25 protein-coding genes are annotated in these 19,976 nt (G+C 67.8%); 10 read left to right on the top strand and 15 right to left on the bottom strand.

Features of this window, described 5'->3' with window-relative positions; translation table 11 throughout:
* Positions 1–136 precede the first annotated feature (136 nt).
* Positions 137–1,069 (top strand): tetratricopeptide repeat protein, encoded by a 933-nt coding sequence (locus tag AC3WTD_RS10000; protein WP_492613698.1) that lies wholly within the window; start codon positions 137–139, stop codon positions 1,067–1,069.
* A gap of 98 nt (positions 1,070–1,167) precedes the next feature.
* Here AC3WTD_RS10000 and AC3WTD_RS09995 read toward each other — a convergent pair whose 3' ends face one another.
* A complete protein-coding gene (locus tag AC3WTD_RS09995; protein ID WP_492613697.1) occupies positions 1,168–2,019 on the bottom strand; it encodes a tRNA threonylcarbamoyladenosine dehydratase in 852 nt (283 codons plus the stop codon).
* A gap of 74 nt (positions 2,020–2,093) precedes the next feature.
* Between AC3WTD_RS09995 and AC3WTD_RS09990 the strand changes: the two genes are divergently transcribed.
* Positions 2,094–2,483: a cytochrome c gene (locus AC3WTD_RS09990; protein ID WP_492613696.1), complete on the top strand. Its 390-nt coding sequence runs from the start codon at positions 2,094–2,096 to the stop codon at positions 2,481–2,483.
* A gap of 55 nt (positions 2,484–2,538) precedes the next feature.
* On the opposite strand, the gene AC3WTD_RS09985 is transcribed toward AC3WTD_RS09990, so the two are convergent.
* From AC3WTD_RS09985 to AC3WTD_RS09960, 6 genes are all read right to left on the bottom strand, one after another.
* On the bottom strand, positions 2,539–2,841 hold the full coding sequence (locus tag AC3WTD_RS09985; protein ID WP_492613695.1) for an Mpo1-like protein: 303 nt from the start codon (positions 2,839–2,841) through the stop codon (positions 2,539–2,541).
* A gap of 149 nt (positions 2,842–2,990) precedes the next feature.
* A complete protein-coding gene (locus AC3WTD_RS09980) occupies positions 2,991–3,866 on the bottom strand; it encodes a pirin family protein (protein ID WP_492613694.1) in 876 nt (291 codons plus the stop codon).
* Positions 3,867–3,883: 17 nt separating this feature from the next.
* Positions 3,884–4,942: an NADH:flavin oxidoreductase/NADH oxidase gene (locus tag AC3WTD_RS09975; RefSeq protein WP_027493970.1), complete on the bottom strand. Its 1,059-nt coding sequence runs from the start codon at positions 4,940–4,942 to the stop codon at positions 3,884–3,886.
* Between the two features lie 53 nt (positions 4,943–4,995).
* Entirely contained in the window at positions 4,996–5,913 is a 918-nt protein-coding gene (locus AC3WTD_RS09970) for an alpha/beta hydrolase family protein (protein ID WP_492613693.1), read from the bottom strand.
* Positions 5,914–5,997: 84 nt separating this feature from the next.
* Entirely contained in the window at positions 5,998–6,207 is a 210-nt protein-coding gene (locus AC3WTD_RS09965) for a cold-shock protein (protein WP_492613692.1), read from the bottom strand.
* 256 nt (positions 6,208–6,463) lie between these two features.
* Positions 6,464–6,673 carry a cold-shock protein gene (locus AC3WTD_RS09960; RefSeq protein WP_008433536.1) on the bottom strand — a complete coding sequence of 70 codons (210 nt, stop codon included), beginning with the start codon at positions 6,671–6,673 and terminating at the stop codon, positions 6,464–6,466.
* A gap of 323 nt (positions 6,674–6,996) precedes the next feature.
* Here AC3WTD_RS09960 and AC3WTD_RS09955 point away from each other — a divergent pair, with 323 nt between their 5' ends.
* Positions 6,997–7,467 (top strand): hypothetical protein, encoded by a 471-nt coding sequence (locus AC3WTD_RS09955; protein ID WP_492613691.1) that lies wholly within the window; start codon positions 6,997–6,999, stop codon positions 7,465–7,467.
* 38 nt (positions 7,468–7,505) lie between these two features.
* On the opposite strand, the gene AC3WTD_RS09950 is transcribed toward AC3WTD_RS09955, so the two are convergent.
* Complete coding sequence (locus tag AC3WTD_RS09950; protein ID WP_492613690.1) at positions 7,506–8,741, bottom strand: winged helix-turn-helix domain-containing protein; 1,236 nt, start codon at positions 8,739–8,741, stop codon at positions 7,506–7,508.
* A 183-nt stretch (positions 8,742–8,924) separates the two neighbouring features.
* On the opposite strand from AC3WTD_RS09950, the gene AC3WTD_RS09945 reads away from it, so the two are divergent.
* Both AC3WTD_RS09945 and AC3WTD_RS09940 read left to right on the top strand, forming a co-directional pair.
* Positions 8,925–9,365 (top strand): hypothetical protein, encoded by a 441-nt coding sequence (locus tag AC3WTD_RS09945; protein WP_037090541.1) that lies wholly within the window; start codon positions 8,925–8,927, stop codon positions 9,363–9,365.
* A 115-nt stretch (positions 9,366–9,480) separates the two neighbouring features.
* The gene (locus tag AC3WTD_RS09940) at positions 9,481–10,575 is read left to right on the top strand and encodes a phospholipase A (RefSeq protein ID WP_235642326.1); all 1,095 of its coding nucleotides are present in this window, start codon (positions 9,481–9,483) and stop codon (positions 10,573–10,575) included.
* 67 nt (positions 10,576–10,642) lie between these two features.
* Here the strand turns inward: AC3WTD_RS09940 and AC3WTD_RS09935 are convergent, their stop codons facing one another.
* Both AC3WTD_RS09935 and AC3WTD_RS09930 read right to left on the bottom strand, forming a co-directional pair.
* Positions 10,643–11,125, bottom strand: coding sequence for an FKBP-type peptidyl-prolyl cis-trans isomerase (locus AC3WTD_RS09935; protein WP_027493975.1), 483 nt, complete (start codon positions 11,123–11,125; stop codon positions 10,643–10,645).
* An 89-nt stretch (positions 11,126–11,214) separates the two neighbouring features.
* On the bottom strand, positions 11,215–11,700 hold the full coding sequence (locus tag AC3WTD_RS09930) for a glutathione peroxidase (RefSeq protein WP_027493976.1): 486 nt from the start codon (positions 11,698–11,700) through the stop codon (positions 11,215–11,217).
* Positions 11,701–11,816: 116 nt separating this feature from the next.
* Between AC3WTD_RS09930 and AC3WTD_RS09925 the strand changes: the two genes are divergently transcribed.
* From AC3WTD_RS09925 to AC3WTD_RS09910, 4 genes are all read left to right on the top strand, one after another.
* A complete protein-coding gene (locus AC3WTD_RS09925) occupies positions 11,817–12,827 on the top strand; it encodes a methionine ABC transporter ATP-binding protein (protein WP_492613723.1) in 1,011 nt (336 codons plus the stop codon).
* Positions 12,824–13,501, top strand: a complete 678-nt coding sequence (locus tag AC3WTD_RS09920) for a methionine ABC transporter permease (protein ID WP_027493978.1) — start codon at positions 12,824–12,826, stop codon at positions 13,499–13,501. Before AC3WTD_RS09925 ends, AC3WTD_RS09920 begins: the two co-directional genes overlap by 4 nt.
* An 8-nt stretch (positions 13,502–13,509) precedes the next feature.
* The gene (locus AC3WTD_RS09915) at positions 13,510–13,644 is read left to right on the top strand and encodes a hypothetical protein (RefSeq protein ID WP_492613689.1); all 135 of its coding nucleotides are present in this window, start codon (positions 13,510–13,512) and stop codon (positions 13,642–13,644) included.
* A 79-nt stretch (positions 13,645–13,723) separates the two neighbouring features.
* The gene (locus AC3WTD_RS09910; RefSeq protein ID WP_027493979.1) at positions 13,724–14,515 is read left to right on the top strand and encodes a MetQ/NlpA family ABC transporter substrate-binding protein; all 792 of its coding nucleotides are present in this window, start codon (positions 13,724–13,726) and stop codon (positions 14,513–14,515) included.
* Between the two features lie 36 nt (positions 14,516–14,551).
* On the opposite strand, the gene pncB is transcribed toward AC3WTD_RS09910, so the two are convergent.
* Positions 14,552–15,736, bottom strand: coding sequence for a nicotinate phosphoribosyltransferase (pncB, locus tag AC3WTD_RS09905; RefSeq protein ID WP_027493980.1), 1,185 nt, complete (start codon positions 15,734–15,736; stop codon positions 14,552–14,554).
* A 332-nt stretch (positions 15,737–16,068) separates the two neighbouring features.
* Here pncB and AC3WTD_RS09900 point away from each other — a divergent pair, with 332 nt between their 5' ends.
* A complete protein-coding gene (locus AC3WTD_RS09900; protein ID WP_027493981.1) occupies positions 16,069–16,875 on the top strand; it encodes a cytochrome c in 807 nt (268 codons plus the stop codon).
* 14 nt (positions 16,876–16,889) lie between these two features.
* Here the strand turns inward: AC3WTD_RS09900 and AC3WTD_RS09895 are convergent, their stop codons facing one another.
* From AC3WTD_RS09895 to AC3WTD_RS09880, 4 genes are all read right to left on the bottom strand, one after another.
* Entirely contained in the window at positions 16,890–17,927 is a 1,038-nt protein-coding gene (locus tag AC3WTD_RS09895) for an aminopeptidase (RefSeq protein ID WP_492613688.1), read from the bottom strand.
* Between the two features lie 78 nt (positions 17,928–18,005).
* A complete protein-coding gene (locus tag AC3WTD_RS09890; protein WP_492613687.1) occupies positions 18,006–18,413 on the bottom strand; it encodes a lipoprotein in 408 nt (135 codons plus the stop codon).
* A 146-nt stretch (positions 18,414–18,559) separates the two neighbouring features.
* Complete coding sequence (locus AC3WTD_RS09885) at positions 18,560–19,162, bottom strand: histone H1-like repetitive region-containing protein (protein ID WP_492613686.1); 603 nt, start codon at positions 19,160–19,162, stop codon at positions 18,560–18,562.
* Between the two features lie 89 nt (positions 19,163–19,251).
* Positions 19,252–19,860: a rhomboid family intramembrane serine protease gene (locus tag AC3WTD_RS09880; protein ID WP_027493985.1), complete on the bottom strand. Its 609-nt coding sequence runs from the start codon at positions 19,858–19,860 to the stop codon at positions 19,252–19,254.
* Between the last annotated feature and the right edge of the window lie 116 nt (positions 19,861–19,976).

Genomic DNA, 19,976 nt, shown 5'->3' with positions numbered 1-19,976 from the left:
ACACATCCTGTGGAGTTCGATCGCGGGACGCTCCAGCGAGCGGATGGCGAGCCGGCATGACCTGGGCCGGGCTTGCATCACCGATCACCCCAGGCGTATATCCCATGGTCACCAACCTGGTGAAAGGAGATCGCTCATGGTCATGGAACGTGTTTCCGGCACCTGCGCATGGATGCTTGCTGGCCTGGCGCTCACCATGGCGCTGCCGGCCTGGGGGCAAAGCGGCGCCGCGGCTACCAGCACCCCAGCTTCTCCAGCCTACCTTCCCTCCACCGCCGCGCCCTCGTACGACAGTGACCCTAACTTCGGCGCCTCGCCGAACGAGGACTTCACCAGCCCCGAGAGCGATGCCAGGCCGGGCGTGTATTTTTTCAGGATAGCCGCCCGCGCCTACGAGCAGAAGAACTACCGCTACGCGATCGACATGTACAAGGTCGCGGCGTCATGGGCGTACAAGCCGGCCGAATACAACCTCGGGGTGATGTATTACCGCGGCCAGGGGGTGCCGGTGGATCGGCCGCTGGGCGCCGCCTGGATGGTTCTGGCGGCTGAGCGCAACACACCGCAATACGTCGCGACGCGCAACCTGATGATCACGCCGCTGAGCGAAGCCGACTTCACCCGGGTCGATACTCTGTGGAACCAGCTGAAGCCTACTTACGGCGACGCCACCGCCCTGCACCGGGCCAAGGTGCGCTGGGCCCAGGTGCGCGCAGGCATGACCGGCTCACGCACCGGCGGCGCCACCGGGCCGCTGAAGGTCGGCTCGACAGGCGGCCCCTCGGCTCCCAGGACGGGCAAAAGCATGACGGGCACGCCCTTGCATACGGACACCACGGGCTTCGAGATCACCAGTGGGCATGACATGCATGGCGTGGTGGCCTATCAGCAGTTCCGCGAAAGCGACAACCCCTACGACCCGAAATTCAAGACGGATCCGGTCGGCACCACCTCGGTGGGCGCCCTGATTCCGGTTTCCGCCAGCGAGGGCAAGGCGGCTACGGACAAGACCCCGGATGACAAGACCTCGGATGGCAACCCACCGGCCGACAAGCCTGGCAATTTGTAGCCGTTCTCCGCCCGGACGCGAGAACCGCATGGCGAGTTTGACCTGACGCCGGCCGGCCGTCTCTACATGTGGACACGGGCGCGCGCGCCCGTGTCCAGTCACCCCAGCAGCTTCTCCAGCACTTTGCCCACCGCCGCGAACGCGAAGGCGCCGGTGACATGGGTGGCCGCGCCCAGCCCACCGCCGCAGGCCAGGTTCATCGCGTCGCCGCCGGGCGGGCGGGTGCCGCAGACCGTGCCGTCCGGTTGCGGATACTGCACGTTCTGCAGCGAATAGACGGCTGAAACGCCGAAATAGCGATCCGGGTTGCGCGGAAAGTTGAAGTCGGCGCGGAGCTTCTTGCGGATCAGGCTGAACATCGCGTCGTGTTCGGTGCGCGAGAGGTCGCGCACGCGGATCTGGGTCGGGTCGGTACGCCCGCCGGCCGAACCCACGCTGACGATCGGCAGCTTGCGCCGGCGGCACCAGGCGATCGTTTCGAGCTTCACGCGGAACGCGTCGCAGGCGTCCAGCACCACGTCGTAGCCGCGGTCGAGCAGTTCATCCAGCGTGGCCGGGGTGAGGAAACGCTCGACCGCCTCCAGCCGGATAGTCGGGTTGATCGCGTGGGCGCGCGCCGCCATTACGCCTACTTTGGGCTTGCCGTACTCGCCGTCCAGCGCGTGCAGCTGGCGGTTGGTGTTGGACACACAGACCTCATCGGCGTCGATCAGGGTGAGCTGCCCCACGCCACTGCGCGCGAGCGCCTCGACCGCCCACGAGCCGACGCCGCCGATGCCGATCACGCAGACGTGCTTGCCTGCCAGCGCGGCCACGCTGCCGCTGCCGTACAGCCGCTCGACGCCGGCGAAGCGTTCGGCCGGGAACGTCGCCGCGCCGGTGGTGCCGCCGGGCGGGTGCGTGGTCGTATCTGCGTGGGTCACCGGGGAATCCTGTTGCAAAGGCGCCATTTTATCGTGCCTGCGCGGATGACGTGCGGCGGGCCGCGCTATCCTGCGGGTTTCCCAACCTCGGAATCGTAGCGATGCGTGCAGCCCTGCTGATCCTGCTTGGCCTGGTGATCGGTGTGATCGGCACGGCCCACGTGATGAATGCGCTGGCCGCGCGCAACCCGATGCCGAAGGCGGTGATGGAAACCATGGGCTACCACGTGGGTGAACTGAAGAACGCGATCAAGGCGAAGCAGTGCGACCCGGCGAAGGTGCAACATCACCTGGCCCGCCTGGAGTCCACCGCCAGCGACGTCATGCCGGTGTTCGGCATCGACGAAAAGGCCTTCACCGACGATGCCACCCAGTTGCAGGAACGCCTGCACCAGGCCGTGCAGGCCGCGCCAGCGAGCTGCGAAGCGGTGACGGCCGCGATCGAGCCGGTTGGCGAGACCTGCAAGAGCTGCCACCAGCAGTACCGCTGAGGCGAAGAGCACCCCACCCCGGCCCTCCCCTGCGAGCAGGGGAGGGAGAAAATCGTCAGAAGCGGATCCTGCCGCGCAGCATCTGGCCGTACATCACCCAGTCGCCCATCAGGCTGTACAGCGGGTGCCTGAAGGTGGCCGGGCGGTTCTTCTCGAAACCGAAGTGGCCGACCCAGGCGAAACCGTAGCCGGCCACCGGCGCCAGCCACAGCCAGCGCAGCTGGCCGCTGGCCAGGGCCAGCACGATCACCGCCAGCACCAGCGTGCTGCCGATGAAGTGCATCCGGCGGCAAATGCGGTTGCCGTGCTCGCTGAGGTAGAACGGATAGAACTCGGTGAAGCTGCTGTAGCCGGACATGTTTCTGCTCCGCGGCGGGACGCGCCGATTCTGCCACTCAACCGATCCGTGCGCGCTGTAGGGCGGGCACTGCCCGCCGGCCTTTGCCTTGTTGAAGCCGAGAGCGGCGGACAGTGTCCGCCCTACGAGGCAAGGCAATCCGCGTGCGCCTACTCCGGCAGCGGGATGAATTCCTTGTCGTCGCCGGCCACTTTCGGGAAGCGCCCCTCGCGCCAGTCGGCCTTGGCCTGTTCGATGCGCTCGCGCGTGCTGGCCACGAAGTTCCACCACAGGTGCCGTTCGCCATCCAGCGGCGCGCCGCCGAACAACATCAGGCGGCTGGCCTCGTGCGCACGCAGCGTCGGCGCCGACGGGCCGGCCTGCACCGCCATCTGCTGCGCGCCAATCTCCAGCTCGCCCCAGCGCACCGCGCCCTCGACCACATGCACACCGCGCTCGGCGTGTTCCGGCGGCAACGCCAGTTCGGCGCCGGCCTCCAGCCGCACTTCGAGGAAAAACATCGGCGCGAACACCTTCACCGGCGAACGTTCGCCGTAGGCAGTCCCCGCGATCAACACCGCCTCGACGCCGGGCTGGCGAATCCGCGGCAACGCGTCGCTGTCGTGATGGTGGAATTCCGGCGCCACCTCGGCGTCGGCCTGTGGCAGCGCCACCCAGACCTGGATGCCATGCAACAGCTGGCTGCCCTGACGCGCCTCCGGCGGCGTGCGCTCGGAATGGGCAATGCCATGGCCGGCGGTCATCCAGTTCACCGCGCCGGGGTGGATATCGGCCAGGCTGCCAATGCTGTCGCGATGGCGGATCACGCCGTCGAACAGCCAGGTCACCGTAGCCAGGCCGATGTGCGGATGCGGCCGCACGTTCATGCCGTTGCCGGCGGCAAAGGTGACCGGCCCCATGTGGTCGTAGAACACGAACGGGCCGACGTGCCGCGCCAGCAATACCGGCAGCATGCGGCGCACCATGAAGCCGTCGCCGAGGTCATGCAGGCGGGTACCTTCGATCAGGGCAGGTGCAGCGTCCATCACGTTCTCCTCGATGATTACCAGGCCCGCTGATATTGCACTGGCGGGTCGATCTTCGCACCCAGCCGCTGTGCCGCGCGCCGCGGGAAGTACGGGTCGCGCAGGCTCTCGCGCGCAATCAGCACCACGTCGGCCTCGCCGGTGGCGACGATCTGTGCGGCCTGCTCCGCGCCGGTGATCAACCCCACCGCACCGGTGGCGACACCGGCCTCGCGGCGGATCTGCCCGGCGAACGGCACCTGGTAACCCGGACCCAGCGGGATCTTCGCGTGCGGCACCAGGCCGCCGCTGGAGACGTCGATCAGGTCCACGCCCAGCGCCCGCACCTGGCGCGCCAGCTCCACGCTTTCCGCCGCCGTCCAGCCGCCGTCGGCCCAGTCCGTCGCCGAGATGCGCAGCCACAACGGCAGTTCGGCCGGCCACGCCTCGCGCACGGCAGCAAGCACCTCGCGCAGCAGCCGGGTACGGTTGTCGAAGCTGCCGCCATAGCGATCGTCACGCCGGTTACTCAGCGGCGACAGGAACTGGTGCAGCAGGTAGCCGTGCGCGGCGTGCACTTCAACCAGCTCGAAGCCCGCCGCCAGCGCGCGCCGGGTGGTTTCGCGAAAGTCCGCGATCACCGTCTGGACGCCGGCCTCGTCCAGCGCCTGCGGAACCTGCCAGCCGTCGTCGAACGGCAGCGCCGAGGGCGCCACGATGCGCCAGTCGCCCTGTCCGCTCGGCACCGGGCCGTGCCCTTCCCACGGCCGCAGCGTGCTGGCCTTGCGCCCGGCGTGCGCCAGTTGCACGCCGGCGACCGCGCCATGCGCCTTGATGAAGCGGGTGATCGGCTGCCAGGCGTCCACCTGGGTCTGGTTCCACAGGCCGGTGTCCTGCGGCGAGATGCGGCCTTCGGCGGAGACCGCGGTGGCCTCGGCGATCACCGCCCCCGCGCCGCCCACCGCGCGGCTTCCAAGGTGCACCAGGTGCCAGTCGTTCGGCACGCCGTCGACGGCGGAGTATTCGCACATCGGCGAGACCACCAGGCGGTTGCGCAGGCTCAGGCTGCGCTGGGTGAACGGATCGAACAGTTTCATAGGGGGTATCCGGTGACGTGGGTACCTCGACATGCAGTCGGGCCCGCGCCGAATCAACCCGCCGCGCTGTCGCCTGCGACAAACGCTGCGTCCGGCGCGGCCAGCCAGTCGGCAATGCGCGCGGCGACCGGCACGGGCGTCCCCATCCAGCCGAAATGGTCGGCCGGCTGGCCGCCGAGGTCGTCGCGTGCGATCGTTTCCACGCGCCGTGCGCCCGGCCCCAGCTTGCCCAGCAGCCACTCCAGCGACGCCGCCGGACCCAGCCAGTCCTCCTGCAGCCGCAGCGCCAGCAACGGCAGTGGCAGCGCGGCCAGCTGACGTTCGAAATCCTGCGTCATCCCGCTCGCCGCGTAGCGGCCAGTGCGCCCGCTGCGCGCCCAGTCGGCGATCACCCCGCGCGCCTCGTTGCCGCCGAAGCCGAGCCGCCGTCCGGGCAGGTAACCCATCAGCCCGGCCAGCAGGGGCGCCAGCACATAAGCCTGCCGAATCAGCCCGCCATGCCGGAAGCATCGCCAGTACGGCGAACCGCTGGCCACCAGCAGCAAGCCAGTGAAGTCGCACGGATGCAGGCTGGCGTAGAGCAGGCCGAGCTGGCCGCCCAGGCTGTGCCCGCCGAGCAGGCAGCTCGCCTGCGGCCAGCGCTGGCGCACGGTGGCTAGGCCAGCGGGCAGGTCGTCCTGCAGCAACTGGCGATAACCCCAGTTGCTACCACGGCCGGCGCGTCGGTCGCTGGAGCCGATGCCACGCCACTCGTGCAGCACCACCGCGATGCCCCGCGCCGCCAGCGCTTGCGCCAGCGGCAGGTAATGCCGGGCCGGTATGCCCATCGCCGGAATCCAGTACAGCAGGCGCTGCCAAGCCGCGGCCGGACACACGGCCAGCAGTTCGAAACGGGCACCGTCGGCGGCGGTTGCCGGAAGCACCAGCGGCTCAGCCGCGGCGGGGATGCTGTCGATGGAGGGGTCGGCCATGGCTGCAGGCTAGCGAATTGTCCCCGCCACCACAAAAGAGAGGCCGGCTTGCGCCGACCTCTTCAAACGGATGCCGTCACCGCCTCAGACCGGGGTGACGTCTTCGGCCTGCAAGCCCTTCTGGCCGTCGACGACCTTGAAGCTCACCTTCTGGCCTTCCTGAAGGCTTTTGAAACCCGAGCCGGTGATGGCGCGGAAATGCACGAATACGTCAGGGCCGTTCTCACGGCTGATGAGGCCGAAACCCTTGGCGTCGTTGAACCACTTGACGGTACCTACTTCACGATCCGACATGACTCACTCCGATCCTATCCAGACGCTGAGACAAACCGGCCCCTGCGGGCCGACGTTTACTGAGCATGCAGGGTCCGGTGCAACAGTCGGATTCAGGAAATCCTTACCGGGCACTCACGTAGCCAAGCAGACGCAGCGGCCCAAGCATAACGGATTTTCAGCCGGCGAGTGATTTGTCAAGCGGGCTGCCGGGGACATTATCCAGGCCGGAAAAAACCGGGCATCCCTGTCCGGTTTTTGCTGCATCGCAGGGCGCTCAGGCGGGGGTCACTTCCTCGGCCTGCAGACCCTTCTGGCCCTGCACCACCTTGAACGAGACCTGCTGGCCTTCCTGCAGGCTCTTGAAGCCGCTGCCGGTAATGGCGCGGAAATGCACGAAAACGTCCGGGCCATTGTCGCGGGCAATGAAACCGAAGCCCTTGGCGTCGTTGAACCACTTGACGGTACCCACCTGACGATCAGACATGTTTAATCACTCCACAGGGTTTATGGACAGCCGCCGCGAGGCGACCGGCCGGCTTGACTGGTGTGCAAGGAAACAACCCAGGGGTGAACGATGAGGCAGATCGCGGATCGGCAGCATCGGGCCACAAACTCTGCTGACCCCGGCAAACTCAGTGGACGGATCATAACGGCACAACCGGGCCGAACGGAATGGAGCCGGTTCACCGTTCCGCACCGCTGCGGCGACAAATTCAGATTTTCTTGACCTTCGGCGCAGTCTAGTGGCAGACAGTCCCCGGATCCGCCCGCCACCCGGCCGGCACGGTCGCCACCTGGAGAAGAGCCATGCCAGCACTGTCCCGCCTGATCCTGACCAGCGCGCTCGTAGGCCTGCTGGCGGCTTGCGGCGCGCCCCATGAGACCACACGGACCACGACAACGGCCAGCGCCAGCGCGGCAAGCCCGTCCGTGTCCGCCCACAAGGCTTCCCCTCAGCGGGAACGGGAGCGTGCCCGCAGCGCTTCCAGCAAGCCCGCCGCCGCCAAACCCGACCTGTCCGAGGACACCGGCATCGCCGCTTGCGACGACTACCTGGCCAGCTATCTGGCCTGCCATCGCGCGGCGGCGATCTTCCCGCCGAACCAGTTGCAATCCCGCTACGAGGCGATGCGCAGTAGCCTGCTGCGCGACTCGAAGAACCCAGACATCCGGCCACAGCTGGCGGCGCGCTGCAACTCGCTGGCCAGCCAGCTGCGCCAGGCCCTGCACGGCAAGTCGTGCGCGGAGAATCCCGCACCCGGGAGCGGCACACCGTAGATCGCTCGGGATCCGGGATCAGACAGGAAAGATGCCCGTCAGCCCACGTGCCGCCATGCCGCGCGCAACGGCCGCGCCAGCGCGGCCGGCGAAGTGCGCCCCAGCCGGATCTTTGGGGTGCCGTGCCAGCGCGCGGTATCGGCGATCGCTGCGGCCACCGCCTGCACCAGTGCCGGCTGGGGCGACACCCCGGGCTCCAGGAACACGGCCTTGACCTCGAACACGCCGCTGTCACGGTGGGCCTTGGCGTCGAGCCGGCCGATCAGCCGGCCCCGATGCAGGATCGGCAGCACGAAGTAGCCGTAGCGGCGCTTCGGCGCCGGCGTGTAGCACTCGATGGTGTACTCGAAACCGAACATGGCCTGGGCGCGCGCCCGGTCCCATACCAGCGGGTCGAACGGCGACAGCAGCACGGTACGCGTGGCGCGCAGGCGCCCCGCCAGTGCCTGGGCCAGCGTTGCGGCATGGTCGCGGTGCACATAGCCGGGAGTGTGCCAGCCCTCCACCGGCACCGCCAGCAGTTCGCCGCTGGCCACCAGCGGCGCCAGTTCGCGCTCGCCGACCTTCGGCTTCAGGCGGAAGTAGTCGGCGACCCAGGCCGCCTGCGTCACCCCCAGCGCACGCACGCTGTCGAGGATGAAGCGTTCGCGCTGTTGCGCCGCCGAAGGCGCAAAGGCCGGATCGAACGGCGGTTCGAGCCGGGCCAGCACGTTTTCGGCCAGATCGTAGACGCGCTGGAAGTTGTCGCGCCGCGCCACCATCAGCTCGCCCAGTGCGAACCACGCCTCCAGCCAGCGCTTCTCCGGTTTCCACTCCCACCAGCCCGCCTTGGCGACGCCGGCCCTGCGCGAGAAATCGGCTGCCCGCACCGGGCCGGAGGCACGAATCGACTGCAGCAGCGCATCCATGTCGGCACGTTGCTCGCGGTGCATGCGCGCCGCATGGCGATGCGCCCAGTGATGCGCGCGGTGATCGTGGCCGCCACGGTGCCAGGCGACATCGGCGGCGCTGACAAAACATGCCTCATGCGCCCAGCACTCGGCCAACCGGCCTTGCGCGAGCGCCTCGTCCAGCCAGGCCGCCGGGTAATCGCCCAGGCGCGAATGCAGCACCAGGTAGGGGCTGCGCGCCACCACGTGGATGGTGTCGATCTGCAGCAGGCGCATGCGCGCGACCGCCCCCACCACATCGTCGCGCCGGGGCCGTCGTCGCGGCGCCTGCAGCAGGCCCTGCGCCGACAGCTGCAGCGCCCGCGCCTGCGCCAGGCTCAACACGTGGCCATCACCTGAAGCGGCGCCCAATGGCCGCCTGCCTTCACGACTTCGTGACCTGGATATTGAGTCGGCATTTACGAGGCCCCTATTAGCGTGAAACGCGAATCGGCAGGAGAACGCCCGCCCGATGGAGTGCAGGGCACCGCACAACTCCACCGATCATTCTGGCATGGAGTACCGATGATGAAATCCCGCAAGCCATTATTGAGCGCCCTCGCCGCCGGCACCCTGCTGTTCGCCGGCAGCCTGATCGCGCAGCAGGACATGCCGCCGCAGACGCCTCCGCCATCGCCCACGGACACGGCGCCGCAACCGCTGCCGCCGCAAACCGTCCCGCCGACACCGCCAGCGGCCGGCACGGCGGCAGCGGCACCGACCAGCCAAGTCGACACGGCCACCATGAACACGCCGGCGGGCCAGTTGGAGGTGCGTTCGAGCATGCCTCCGCCCCCGCCGGCCGGCCCGGCGCCGAGTTTCGAGCAGCTGTCCGGTGGCGGGAAATACATCAGCGAGGAACAGGCCTCGGCCTACCCCCTGCTTGCCAATGACTTCCTGCACGCCGACCGCAACCGTGACGGGCGCATCAGCAAGAGCGAGTACAAGCGCTGGACCGACGACAAGTGAGCCTCCACGCTACAGACGCCGGTCGCACGCGCGGCCGGCGTTTTCATGTGCCGATCACCGCCGTCCGCGCTCGCTCCGCTAAACTGGTCCGCCGACCCGCCAGGAACTTTCCTCCATGAAACGTCCGACCGCGGCCGTCCTGATGGCGCTGTGCGCCGGCGCCCTGGCCAGCGCCGCGCACGCGCAGAACCCCGACCCCACCGACATCCGCGCCTGCACCGCGATCGAGAGCGATGCCCAGCGGCTGGCCTGCTACGACCACGCCACCGGCCGGGTCAACCTGCCGATCGCGCAGAAGCGCATCGACCAGACCACCGCCACGCCGGGCATTTTCAGTCGCGATCATCCGAAGGTCTCCGCCAGCGCGGAAACCAACCGCGAAGTGGCGACCCCACTGTCGCTGCTCGACAGCCGCTGGGAACTGTCACCGGAAAGCAAGCTCGGCACCTTCAACATCCGCGGCTACAAGCCGGTCTATGCGCTGCCGGTTTTCGCCACCAGCAACCAGAACAAGCGACCGCACAGCCCGAACCCGGACAACACCGTGCCGGGCCCGGGAGAACAGCTGGACAACGCGGAGATGAAGTTCCAGCTCAGCCTGAAGACCAAGCTGTGGCAGGGCGTATTCGGCGACGCCGGCGACCTGTGGGTGGGCTATACCCAGTCCTCGCGCTGGCAGGTGTACAACGCCAAGGCCTCGCGGCCGTTCCGCGAAACCAACTACGAGCCCGAGGCGATGCTGGTGTTCGACACCCACTACCAGGCGCTGGGCTGGGAGGGGCGGATGCTCGGCATCGGCTTCAACCACCAGTCCAACGGCCGCAGCAATCCGCTGTCGCGCAGCTGGAACCGGGTGATCGCCAGCGTCGGCTTCGAGCGCGACGGCTGGGCCGTGATGCTGCGCCCGTGGTGGCGCGTCCCGGAGGCGCGCCGCGACGACAACAACCCCGACATCAGCGACTACATGGGCCGCGGCGAGATGCAGGTCGTGCACGAATGGCGCGGCCAGGAGTTCGGCATGCTGCTGCGCCATTCGCTGCGCGGCGGCAACCGCAGCCACGGCTCGGCGCGCTTCAGCTGGAGCTTCCCGGTCGCCGGCAACCTGCGCGGCTACATGGAGGTGTTCAAGGGCTACGGCGAAAGCATGATCGACTACAACCACAACGCCACCTACCTCGGCCTGGGCGTGTCGCTGCTCGACTGGTATTAGGGCGGAGGGTGGAACGGCGAAGGCCCGGTGCAAGCACCGGGCCTTCGCGTTGCGGCAGCAGCCGCGATCAGTGGTGGTGGCCGCCGGCGCCGTGTACGTGGCCGTGCGCCAGTTCTTCCGCGGTGGCGCCGCGCACGTCGGTCACCTCGATGGCGAAGTGCAGGGTCTTGCCGGCCAACGGGTGGTTGGCGTCGATGAACACCACGTCGTTCTCGACCTTGGTGACGGTGACGTTGACCTGGCCTTCCGGGCCGTTGCCCTGGAACTGCATGCCGGGCTGGATGTCCTCGACGCCCTGGAATGCCGCGCGCGGCACTTCCTGCATCAGCTCCTCGTGGCGCACGCCGTAACCTTCCTCGGGCGCCACGTGGGCGGTGAACTTGTCGCCGGCGGCGCGGCCTTCCATCTGTTTTTCCAGGCCCGGCACGATATGGCCGCTGCCATGCAGGTAGGTCAGCGGCTCGCGGCCCGCGGAGCTGTCGATGACCTGGCCATCGTCGTCGGTCAGCGTGTAATGGAAGGCGGCAACGGCGTTCTGGGCAATCTGCATGATGGTCTCGTGAAAGGTTCGGCGCCACCCACCGGCGACGAGGACCGGCAAGGTTAGCAGAAGCGCATCAGGCCGCCATGATCGGACCGTCAACCGCCCAGCCGGGCCCGCGTGTCCTTGCCGATCTTTTCCGGCGTGTCGGTAGAGGCGTAACGCTTCACCACCTGGCCGTCCGCGTCGACCAGGAACTTGGTGAAGTTCCACTTGATCGACTCGCTGCCGAGAATGCCCTTGCCTTCGCTCTTCAGCCATTTGTACAGCGGATCGGCGTGCTCGCCGTTGACCTCGAGCTTGGCGAACAACGGAAAGGTCACGTCGTACTGGGTGCTGCAGAACGTCTTGATCTCGGCCTCGTCGCCGGGTTCCTGGTGGCCGAACTGGTCGCACGGGAAACCGAGCACCACCAGGCCCAGGTCGCGCTGGTCCTGCCACAGCGTCTCCAGCCCCTGGTATTGCGGGGTGAAGCCGCATTTGGATGCCACATTGACGATCAGCAGGGTCTTGCCGCGCCATTCGGCAAGCGAGCGCGGGTTGCCGTCGATATCGCGAACGGTGAAATCGTAAACGCTGGACATGGACGGACTCCGTCGTGATGGATCAATCCCGCAGCATACGCCACCGCCGCCGCTGCCCGTGGCACAGCTTCCCGTGGCATAGAATGACGCACCCGTCCGCAGGCCACTTCCCCGCCGTGATCCGCTTTGTCGATGTCCACAAGTCCTACCGCGTCGACGGCAGGGACATGCCCGCGCTGCAGCCGTTCAGCCTCGACATCATGGACGGCGAGGTGTTCGGCATCATCGGTCTGTCCGGTGCCGGCAAATCGACGCTGATACGGCTGATCAACCTGCTCGAACGGCCCAGCGGCGGGCGCATCTTCGTGGGCGACACCGAGATGACCACGCTGGCCGAACCGGCGCTGCGCGCGCAGCGCCGGCGGATCGGCATGATCTTCCAGCACTTCAACCTGCTCGCCTCGCAGACGGCGGCGAACAACGTGGCGTTCCCGCTGCGGCTGACCGGCGAACGCGACGCCGGCGTCATCCGCGCGCGCGTCGACGAACTGCTGGCGCGGGTGGGATTGGCCGCCCACGCCGACAAGTACCCCTCGCAACTTTCCGGCGGCCAGAAGCAGCGCGTCGGCATCGCCCGTGCATTGGCCAACCGGCCCACCATCCTGCTGTGCGATGAGGCCACCAGTGCGCTCGACCCGCAGACCACCGCCTCGGTGCTGGAACTGCTGGCCGAGATCAACCGCGAGCTGAAGCTCACCATCGTGCTGATCACCCACGAGATGGACGTGGTGCGCCGCGTGTGCGACCGCGTGGCGGTGCTCGACGCGGGCGCCATCGTCGAGCGCGGCGCGGTCGCCGACGTGTTCCTGCACCCGCAGCACCCCACCACGAAGCGCTTTGTCAACGAGGCGCTGCCCGAGGAGGCCGCCAGCGAACTGGCGCCGTTCGCCCGGGTCGACGGCCACATCCTGCGCCTGAGCTTCCGCGGCGACGCCACGCTGAGTCCTTCGCTGAGCCGGGTGGCGCGCGAGACCGGAGTGGAGTTCAACCTGCTCGCCGGGCGCATCGACCGCATCAAGGATCTGCCCTACGGCCAGCTCACCCTGGCGATGCAGGGCGAACGGACGGACGCTGCACTGGCCATGTTGCGCGAGGCCGGTATCGAGATCGAGGAGCTGCACCGATGAACCCGCTGCAGAAACTTTTTCCAAACATCGACGACTGGGGCGAGATCGGCCGCGCCTGCGTCGACACCCTGCTGATGCTGGGCGGTTCGCTCGCCCTCACCGTGCTGATCGGCCTGCCGCTGGGCGTGCTGCTGTACCTCACCGGCAAGGGCCAGCTGCGGCCGATGCCGAAGCTCTACGCCATCACCTCGCTGCTGGTGAACATCCTGCGCTCGGTGCCGTTCATCATCCTGATGATCGTGCTGATGCCGCTCACCTACGCCCTGGTCGGCAGCAAACTGGGCATCCGCGGCGCGATCCCGCCGCTGGTGATCGGCGCGGCGCCGTTCTTCGCGCGGCTGGTGGAGACCGCGCTGCACGAGGTGCAGCGGGGCGTGATCGAAGCCAGCCAGGCAATGGGCGCCAGCCTGTGGCAGATCGTGCGCCACGTGCTGCTGCCGGAAGCCCGCGGCGGCCTGTTCGCCGGCATCACGGTCACCGCGATCGCGCTGGTCGGCTACACCGCGATGGGCGGCGCGATCGGTTCCGGCGGCCTCGGCGACCTGGCCTACCGCTACGGCTATCTCAGCTACAAGTCCGACTACATGCTGGTCACCGTAGTGTTGCTGATCGTACTGGTGCAGGCACTGCAGATGCTCGGCGACCACATCGTGACGCGTTATAAGCGAAGCTGATCGGTTATTTGCGCGTGGCGGTACGGGCGGCCTACTTTGACTGGCCGCCACCGGAAATCACCGCCATGAGCCTGCTGCTCGCCGCCGTCGCCGCTATCCTGGCCCTGCTCCTGCTGGCCGGACATGCCAAGCCGAAGGCATGACGCGCGAGCCATGCCAAGCCAGGATTGTGTTTGGCGGTATAGACGGCTTATTATTGTGCGCCGCACAAACGAATTCCCCATGAAACTCCTACGCGCCGCCTTCGTCACCGCCCTGCTCCTGCTGGCGGGCTGTTCCGCACCGAAGGAGGACGGCCAGACGCTGCGCGTGGCCGCCACCGCGATCCCGCACGCGGAAATCCTCAAGCAGGCCAAACCGCTGCTGGCCAAGGAAGGTGTAGACCTGCAGGTCAAGGTGTTTGCCGACTACGTGCAGCCGAACACCCAGCTGGCCGAGAAGGCCATCGACCTGAACTACTTCCAGACCAAGCCCTACCTGGATGCGTTCAACCGCGAGCGCGGCACCCACCTCGTCGTCATCACCGGCGTGCACATCGAGCCGTTCGGCGCGTACTCGAAGAAGTACAAGAACATCGACCAGTTGCCCGACGGCGCCAGCGTGACGCTGCCGAACGATCCCAGCAACAACAGCCGCGCGCTGCTGCTGCTGGCGAAGCACGGCCTGATCACGCTGAAGGACCCGACCGACCAGATGGCCACGTTGAAGGACATCACCGCGAATCCGAAACACCTGAAGTTCCGCGAGCTGGAAGCGGCGATGCTGCCGCGCACGCTGGACGAGGTCGACCTGGCGCTGATCAACACCAACTACGCGCTGGCCGCCGGGCTGAACCCCACGAAAGACGCGCTGCTGATCGAGGACAAGGACTCGCCCTACGTGAACTACCTGGTCGGCCGCCCTGACAACCAGAACGACCCGCGCGTGCAGCAGCTGGCCAGGGTGCTGCACAGCCCCGAGATCAAGGCGTTCATCGAGCAGAAGTACCACGGCGCCGTGCTGCCGGCGTTCTGACGCCCTCCCCTGCAAAGCAGGGGAGGGGCACAGCGATCAGCCCTGCGACGCGGGAATCTGGAACACCTTCCGCAAATACGCCACGTAGGCCTCGTCCTCGCACATGTTCTTGCCCGGCGAATCGCTCAGCTTGGCCACCGGCTGGCCGTTGCAGCGGATCATCTTGATCACGATATTGAGCGGTTCGGGGCCCACGTCGTTGGTGAGGTTGGTGCCCACGCCGAACGAGAGCTGGCAGCGGCCGCGGAAGTATGCGTACAGCTGCATCACCCGGGGGATGTCCAGGGCGTCGCTGAACACCAGCACCTTGCTGCGCGGGTCGACGCGATTCGCGGCGTAGTGCGCCAGCACCCGCTCGCCCCAGGCGAACGGGTCGCCGGAGTCGTGGCGGGTGCCGTCGAACAGCTTGCAGAAGTACATGTCGAAGTCGCGCAGGAACGCGTCGAGCCCGTAGACGTCCGACAGCGCGATGCCGAGGTCGCCGCGGTACTCCTTCGCCCACGCCTCCAGCGCCGCCACCTGCGAGTCGCGCAGGCGCGGCCCCAGCGCCTGGTGCGCCTGCAGGTACTCGTGTGCCAGCGTGCCCAGCGGGGTCAGGTTGAGCTTGCGCGCCAGCCACACGTTGCTGGTGCCGGCCAGTTGCTCGCCCAGCCCGTCGCGCAGCGCGGTCACCGCCTCTTCCTGCCACACCCGCGAGTAGCGCCGGCGCGTGCCGTAGTCGGCGATCTTGCAGCCCTCGTAGCCGGACGCGTCATGCAGCAGGGCGATCTTCGCCTGCAGTCGCTGGCGCCCCTCGGCAAGGTCGAGGCCGCCGCTGGTCCTGCGGAAGTACACCTCGTTGACGATCGCCAGCAGCGGCACCTCGAACAGGATGGTGTGCAGCCACGGCCCGCGGATGCGGATCTCGATCTCGCCGTTGGCCGCCGCGGCCGGTGCGATCTCCACATACTTCTCGTTGAGCTGGAACAAGCCCAGGAAGTCCACGAAATCGCTCTTGATGAAACGCCACGTGCGCAGGTAGTCGAGCTCGTCCGGCGCGAAACGCAGCGAACACAACCCCGCCAGTTCGGCGCGGATCTCATCGATGTACGGCACCAGGTCGATGCCAGGCGTGCGGCACTTGAAGCGGTATTCGACCTGGGCGGCCGGATACTGGTGCAGCGCCACCTGCATCATCGAGAACTTGTACAGGTCGGTGTCGAGCAGTGATTCGATGATCATCGGCGGCAGGGAGCGGAGCGGGACGGCCATTATCCACTCGAACCGCGCGGCTTGTTCCGCCCAAAAAGAAACCCCATCAGCCAGGGGAGGGCTGATGGGGTTTGTCAGGCGGCATCCAGGGGAGGAATGCCGGCCCCTCAGTGGTGCGGTGGATTGCGCCACTTCCTGTCGCCGTCACGGCGATACACCTGCTTAGTGTGGCCGCCGGCAGGTGAGTTCAACGTGCACAGCGGCGCTCGTTCAGCTTTCCGACAGGCTTGCCGTCACGAGACGGACGGGACGGTTCGCGCGTACGCCGCCTACAATTTCTTCTTCCTCTCGCGGGATCGACCATGAAGCTGCTCGCCGTATACCTGCTCGCGCTGTGCCTGGCCCTGCCCGCGGCAGCGGCCGAGCTGAAGGTCGACCTCGGCCATGGCGTGATGGCCTACAACAGCGAAACCCTGCTCAGGCGCCCCGACGCGCGCACGATCGACGTACCCGCCGACGTGGCATTTCGCCGCACGATGCATTACCGCGCGGTGCCGCTGGCCGCACTGCTCGACGGCATCGCTCCCGGCGACCACCTGCAGTTCGTGGCTGGCGACGGCTTTGCCGCCGAGATTCCCGCTGCGCTGCTGCTGAACACGCAAGGCAGCGAAGCCTGGCTGGCGATCGAGGACCCGGCCCGACCGTGGCCCGCGTTGCCTGGCCACGGCCGGGCCGGACCGTTCTACGTGGTGTGGACGCGCCCGCAGGCTGCCGGCATCGGCCCGGAACAATGGCCGTACCAGCTGGCCAGCATCCGCAAGCTGGCCGACGTGGCCGCGCGCTTCCCGGCGCTCCTGCCCGATCCCTCGCTGCCGCCGGACAGCGAGGTGCGGCGCGGCTTCGCGGTATTCCAGCGTACCTGCCTCGCCTGCCACACGCTCAACGGTCAGGGGGATGCGAAGCTCGGCCCGGATCTGAACATCCCGCACAATCCCACCGAGTACCTGCGCGCCGACCTGCTGCGCGCATTCATCCGCGATCCGCAGTCGCTGCGACGATGGCCGCAGGCGAGGATGCCCGGGTTCGACACGCATGCGCTGTCCGATGCCGACCTCGACGCCGTGCTGGCCTACCTGCGGCACATGGCGGGACGCAGGCACGGCAGCTGAGGCGACCGCGCCATTCACCGCCCGGCCGCCGCCCCGGCCTGCCGAGAATCGCACAATGCCTGCAGTGCCTGTTCGCGCTGCGCCTTCGGTTCGCGCGCCAGCTTGCGCACGCTGGCGTAGAACGCCGGCCACTGCCCCTCGGCCTGGCGGAACAGCACGGCGAATGCCGGCGTCCACTGCTCGTACAGGCCGAACGGCAGCAGCCGCGCGTTGTTGATCGGCTGCGCGATCCAGGCGTCGTAGCGGTGATCGCCCGGCCAGTCGCGCTCGCGCCACTGCGCATAACGGACGCGGAACGCCGCGATCTCGCGCTGTTTGCCCGCCTCCATCGCCGCCGCGTCCGCACTGCCGGCGTACAGCGCCGCCAGGCGCGTGCGCAGGTCCAGCACCAGGCGGGTGAAGCCCCGTTCCATCGCGTGGACGCGCTCATCCGGCGGCGGCAGCCCGCGTGACTGGCGCCATTCGCGCAGCCCCTCGGTCTGCACGAAGGTCGCGAAGGATTCGTTGAACGCGGTGTCGCCCTTCACGTAGACCAGTTGGTGCGCCAGCTCGTGGAAGATCGTGCCATCCAGCTCATCGTCGTCCCAGCGCAGCATGCTCGACAGGATCGGATCGGCGAACCAGCCCAGCGTGGAGTACGCCGGCACGCCGCCGATCCACACGTCGTCGCCGCGCGCATGCAACCGCGCTGCATACTCTTTCGCCGCCGCCTCGCGGAACCAGCCGCGATAGGCCACGCAGCCGCTGATCGGGAAACACTGCGGCACGGCCTGCACCGAGTAGCGCGGCGTGGCGAACACGTTCCACACCACGTAGGGCCGATCCAGCGCGACGTACCCGGTGTAGCTGCGGTTGTCCGGCAAGGCCAGCCGCTGCGAGGCGAACCGGCGCGCCTGCTGCGCCTGCTGCAGCCGCGCGGCGAGCTGCGGATCGGTGGCCGGATCGCGCAGCAGCTTGCTTACCGCACGCCGGTGCACGACCAGCTCGCCCTGCCCGTGCACCGCCTGCGCGTAGTAGCGCAGGCTGCCGCAGGCGCACAGCAAAAGGCCCATCGCCGCGATGGCGATGAGCCTTGGAATACGGCGGCGCGGGGGGGCGAATCCGGGCATGCCCCGATACTGCCTCAACCCTCAGCGACGATCGCGGTCGTCGCGGTCGCGGCGGGCGTCGCGTCGCGGCGGGCGCTCGTCGCGATGGTCGCCGCGGTCATGGCCCTGCCACCGACCGGCGTGGCCGTGATAATCGCGGTAACCGCCGTAGTCGCGGTAGTGGTAGTCGCTGTCCCGGTAGCGCGGGCCGCCGTACCACACGCTGCTGACGCCCACGCTCACGCCGGGCGCATAGCAGCAACCGTAGTAACCGCCGTAATAGCCGTCGTAGTAGCCCGGCGTCGCGTAATAGGTGTTGCCGCCATCGCCATAGTAGGCATCGCCGCTGTAGCCGGAGCCACGCACATAGCTGTAGCCCGGGTCGTAATAGCAGCCCGACAGCGTCGCGGCGGCGACGCTCAGGACAACGCTGGCCAGCAGGCGTTTCATGATCGGTCTCCATCGGGAGTTGCGACTTCACGCTAGGCCGCTGCACTTGAACGCGCACTGAGTTGCAGCGCACCGTCCGCCGGCGTTTACCCACCAGCCACGTATCGCCACCCGGCTTCGATTCAGGTCGGCGGAGCGGAGCCGACTCAGCCGTTGCGCTTGCTCTGTTCGCCCCGCTGGGGAGCCAGCACGCGCCTGTCGGCGCCTTCGCCGCCCACCGGACCGGCCAGCGGCGGCTGCAGTTCCGCCCGGCCCGGCCCCGGCTGGGACGGGTTGACGTCCGGCCAGATCGGCGCCTGTCTTGCCCGTTCCTGCTTGACCGCGAGCAAGGCCTGGATCTTTGCCACGGCATCCTCCTGGCTGAGGTAGCGGGTTGCCGGCTCCGGCGCAGGCTTGCGCGGGGCCGGCCCTTTCGCAGCAACGGCGGGTTGGCCAGCGGCCCTGGCCATGCGCGGTTTGGCCACCGACTTCGCCACGGGCTTTTTCGCCGCCGCCTTCTTCACGGCGACCTTGCGGACCGCCACTTTTTTCGTCGCCGGCTTCTTCGCGGTCTTCCCTGCCACCGCCTTGCCGGCGGCAGGCTTCCGCACTGGCGTCTTCTTCGCGGCAGCCTTCTTCGCGACGGTCTTCTTCACCGCGACCTTGCGCGGGGCGGACTTCTTCGCGACGGTCTTCCCGGCCGGCATTTTCCTGGCGATAGCTTTCTTTGCCGCGGATTTCTTCGCAGCCGACTTGCGGGTCATAGCCATGCGTTCGTTCTCCTGCGGTGGGCGATATAGCTGTGGCCAGTATGCACGCCCCGGCCGCGGCAGGCATTACGCAGCGCAAGAAGCGTTCATCATCGGAAGCTCGGATGCATCAGCGCGTCGAGGAAATGCGGCAGCACCCGCGGCTCCACCAGCAGGGTGAAGATCACGCCGTAGGCTGCGCCCCACAGGTGCGCGCTGTGGTTGACGTTGCCCTGCCCGCGCCGGTCCATGTAGATCGAGTAGCCGGTGTACAGCACGGCGTAGACGATCGCCGGCATCGGGATCACCAGCACGATGATGCGCGACCACGGCGCCAGCAGGATGAAGGCGAACAGCACCGCCGACACCGCGCCCGAGGCGCCGAGGCTGCGGTAGTTCGGGTTGCCGCGGTTCTTCAGGTAGGTCGGCAGGATCGAGACCACCAGGCCGCCGATGTAGAACAGCGCGAAACCGAACGGCCCCATGCGCGAGGCGAAGAAGCCCTCCATCACCCGGCCGAAGAAGAACAGCGTGATCATGTTGAACAGCAAGTGGCCGAAGTCCGCATGCACCAGGCCGTAGGTCACCAGGCGGTGGTACTCGCGCTGGCGGGCGATCGCCGGCGGCCACAGGATCAGGTCGTTCAGCAGGCGGCTGTTCTTGAACGCCATGAACGAGACGATGCAGGTGATGGCGATGATGGCCAGGGTGATCAGCATGGGCAGTTCCGCGTCCGGCAACAAAAGCGGACATCTTGGCGCCGTCGCCGCGGCTTGTCGACTTTCGCGCTTATGCATCTGCCGTCGCGCCATATTCCGGGAAATCACTGCCCGCA

The sequence above is a fragment of the Rhodanobacter sp. FW106-PBR-R2A-1-15 genome (assembly GCF_058789735.1).
This window is presented reverse-complemented; position numbering and strand designations above follow the sequence as displayed.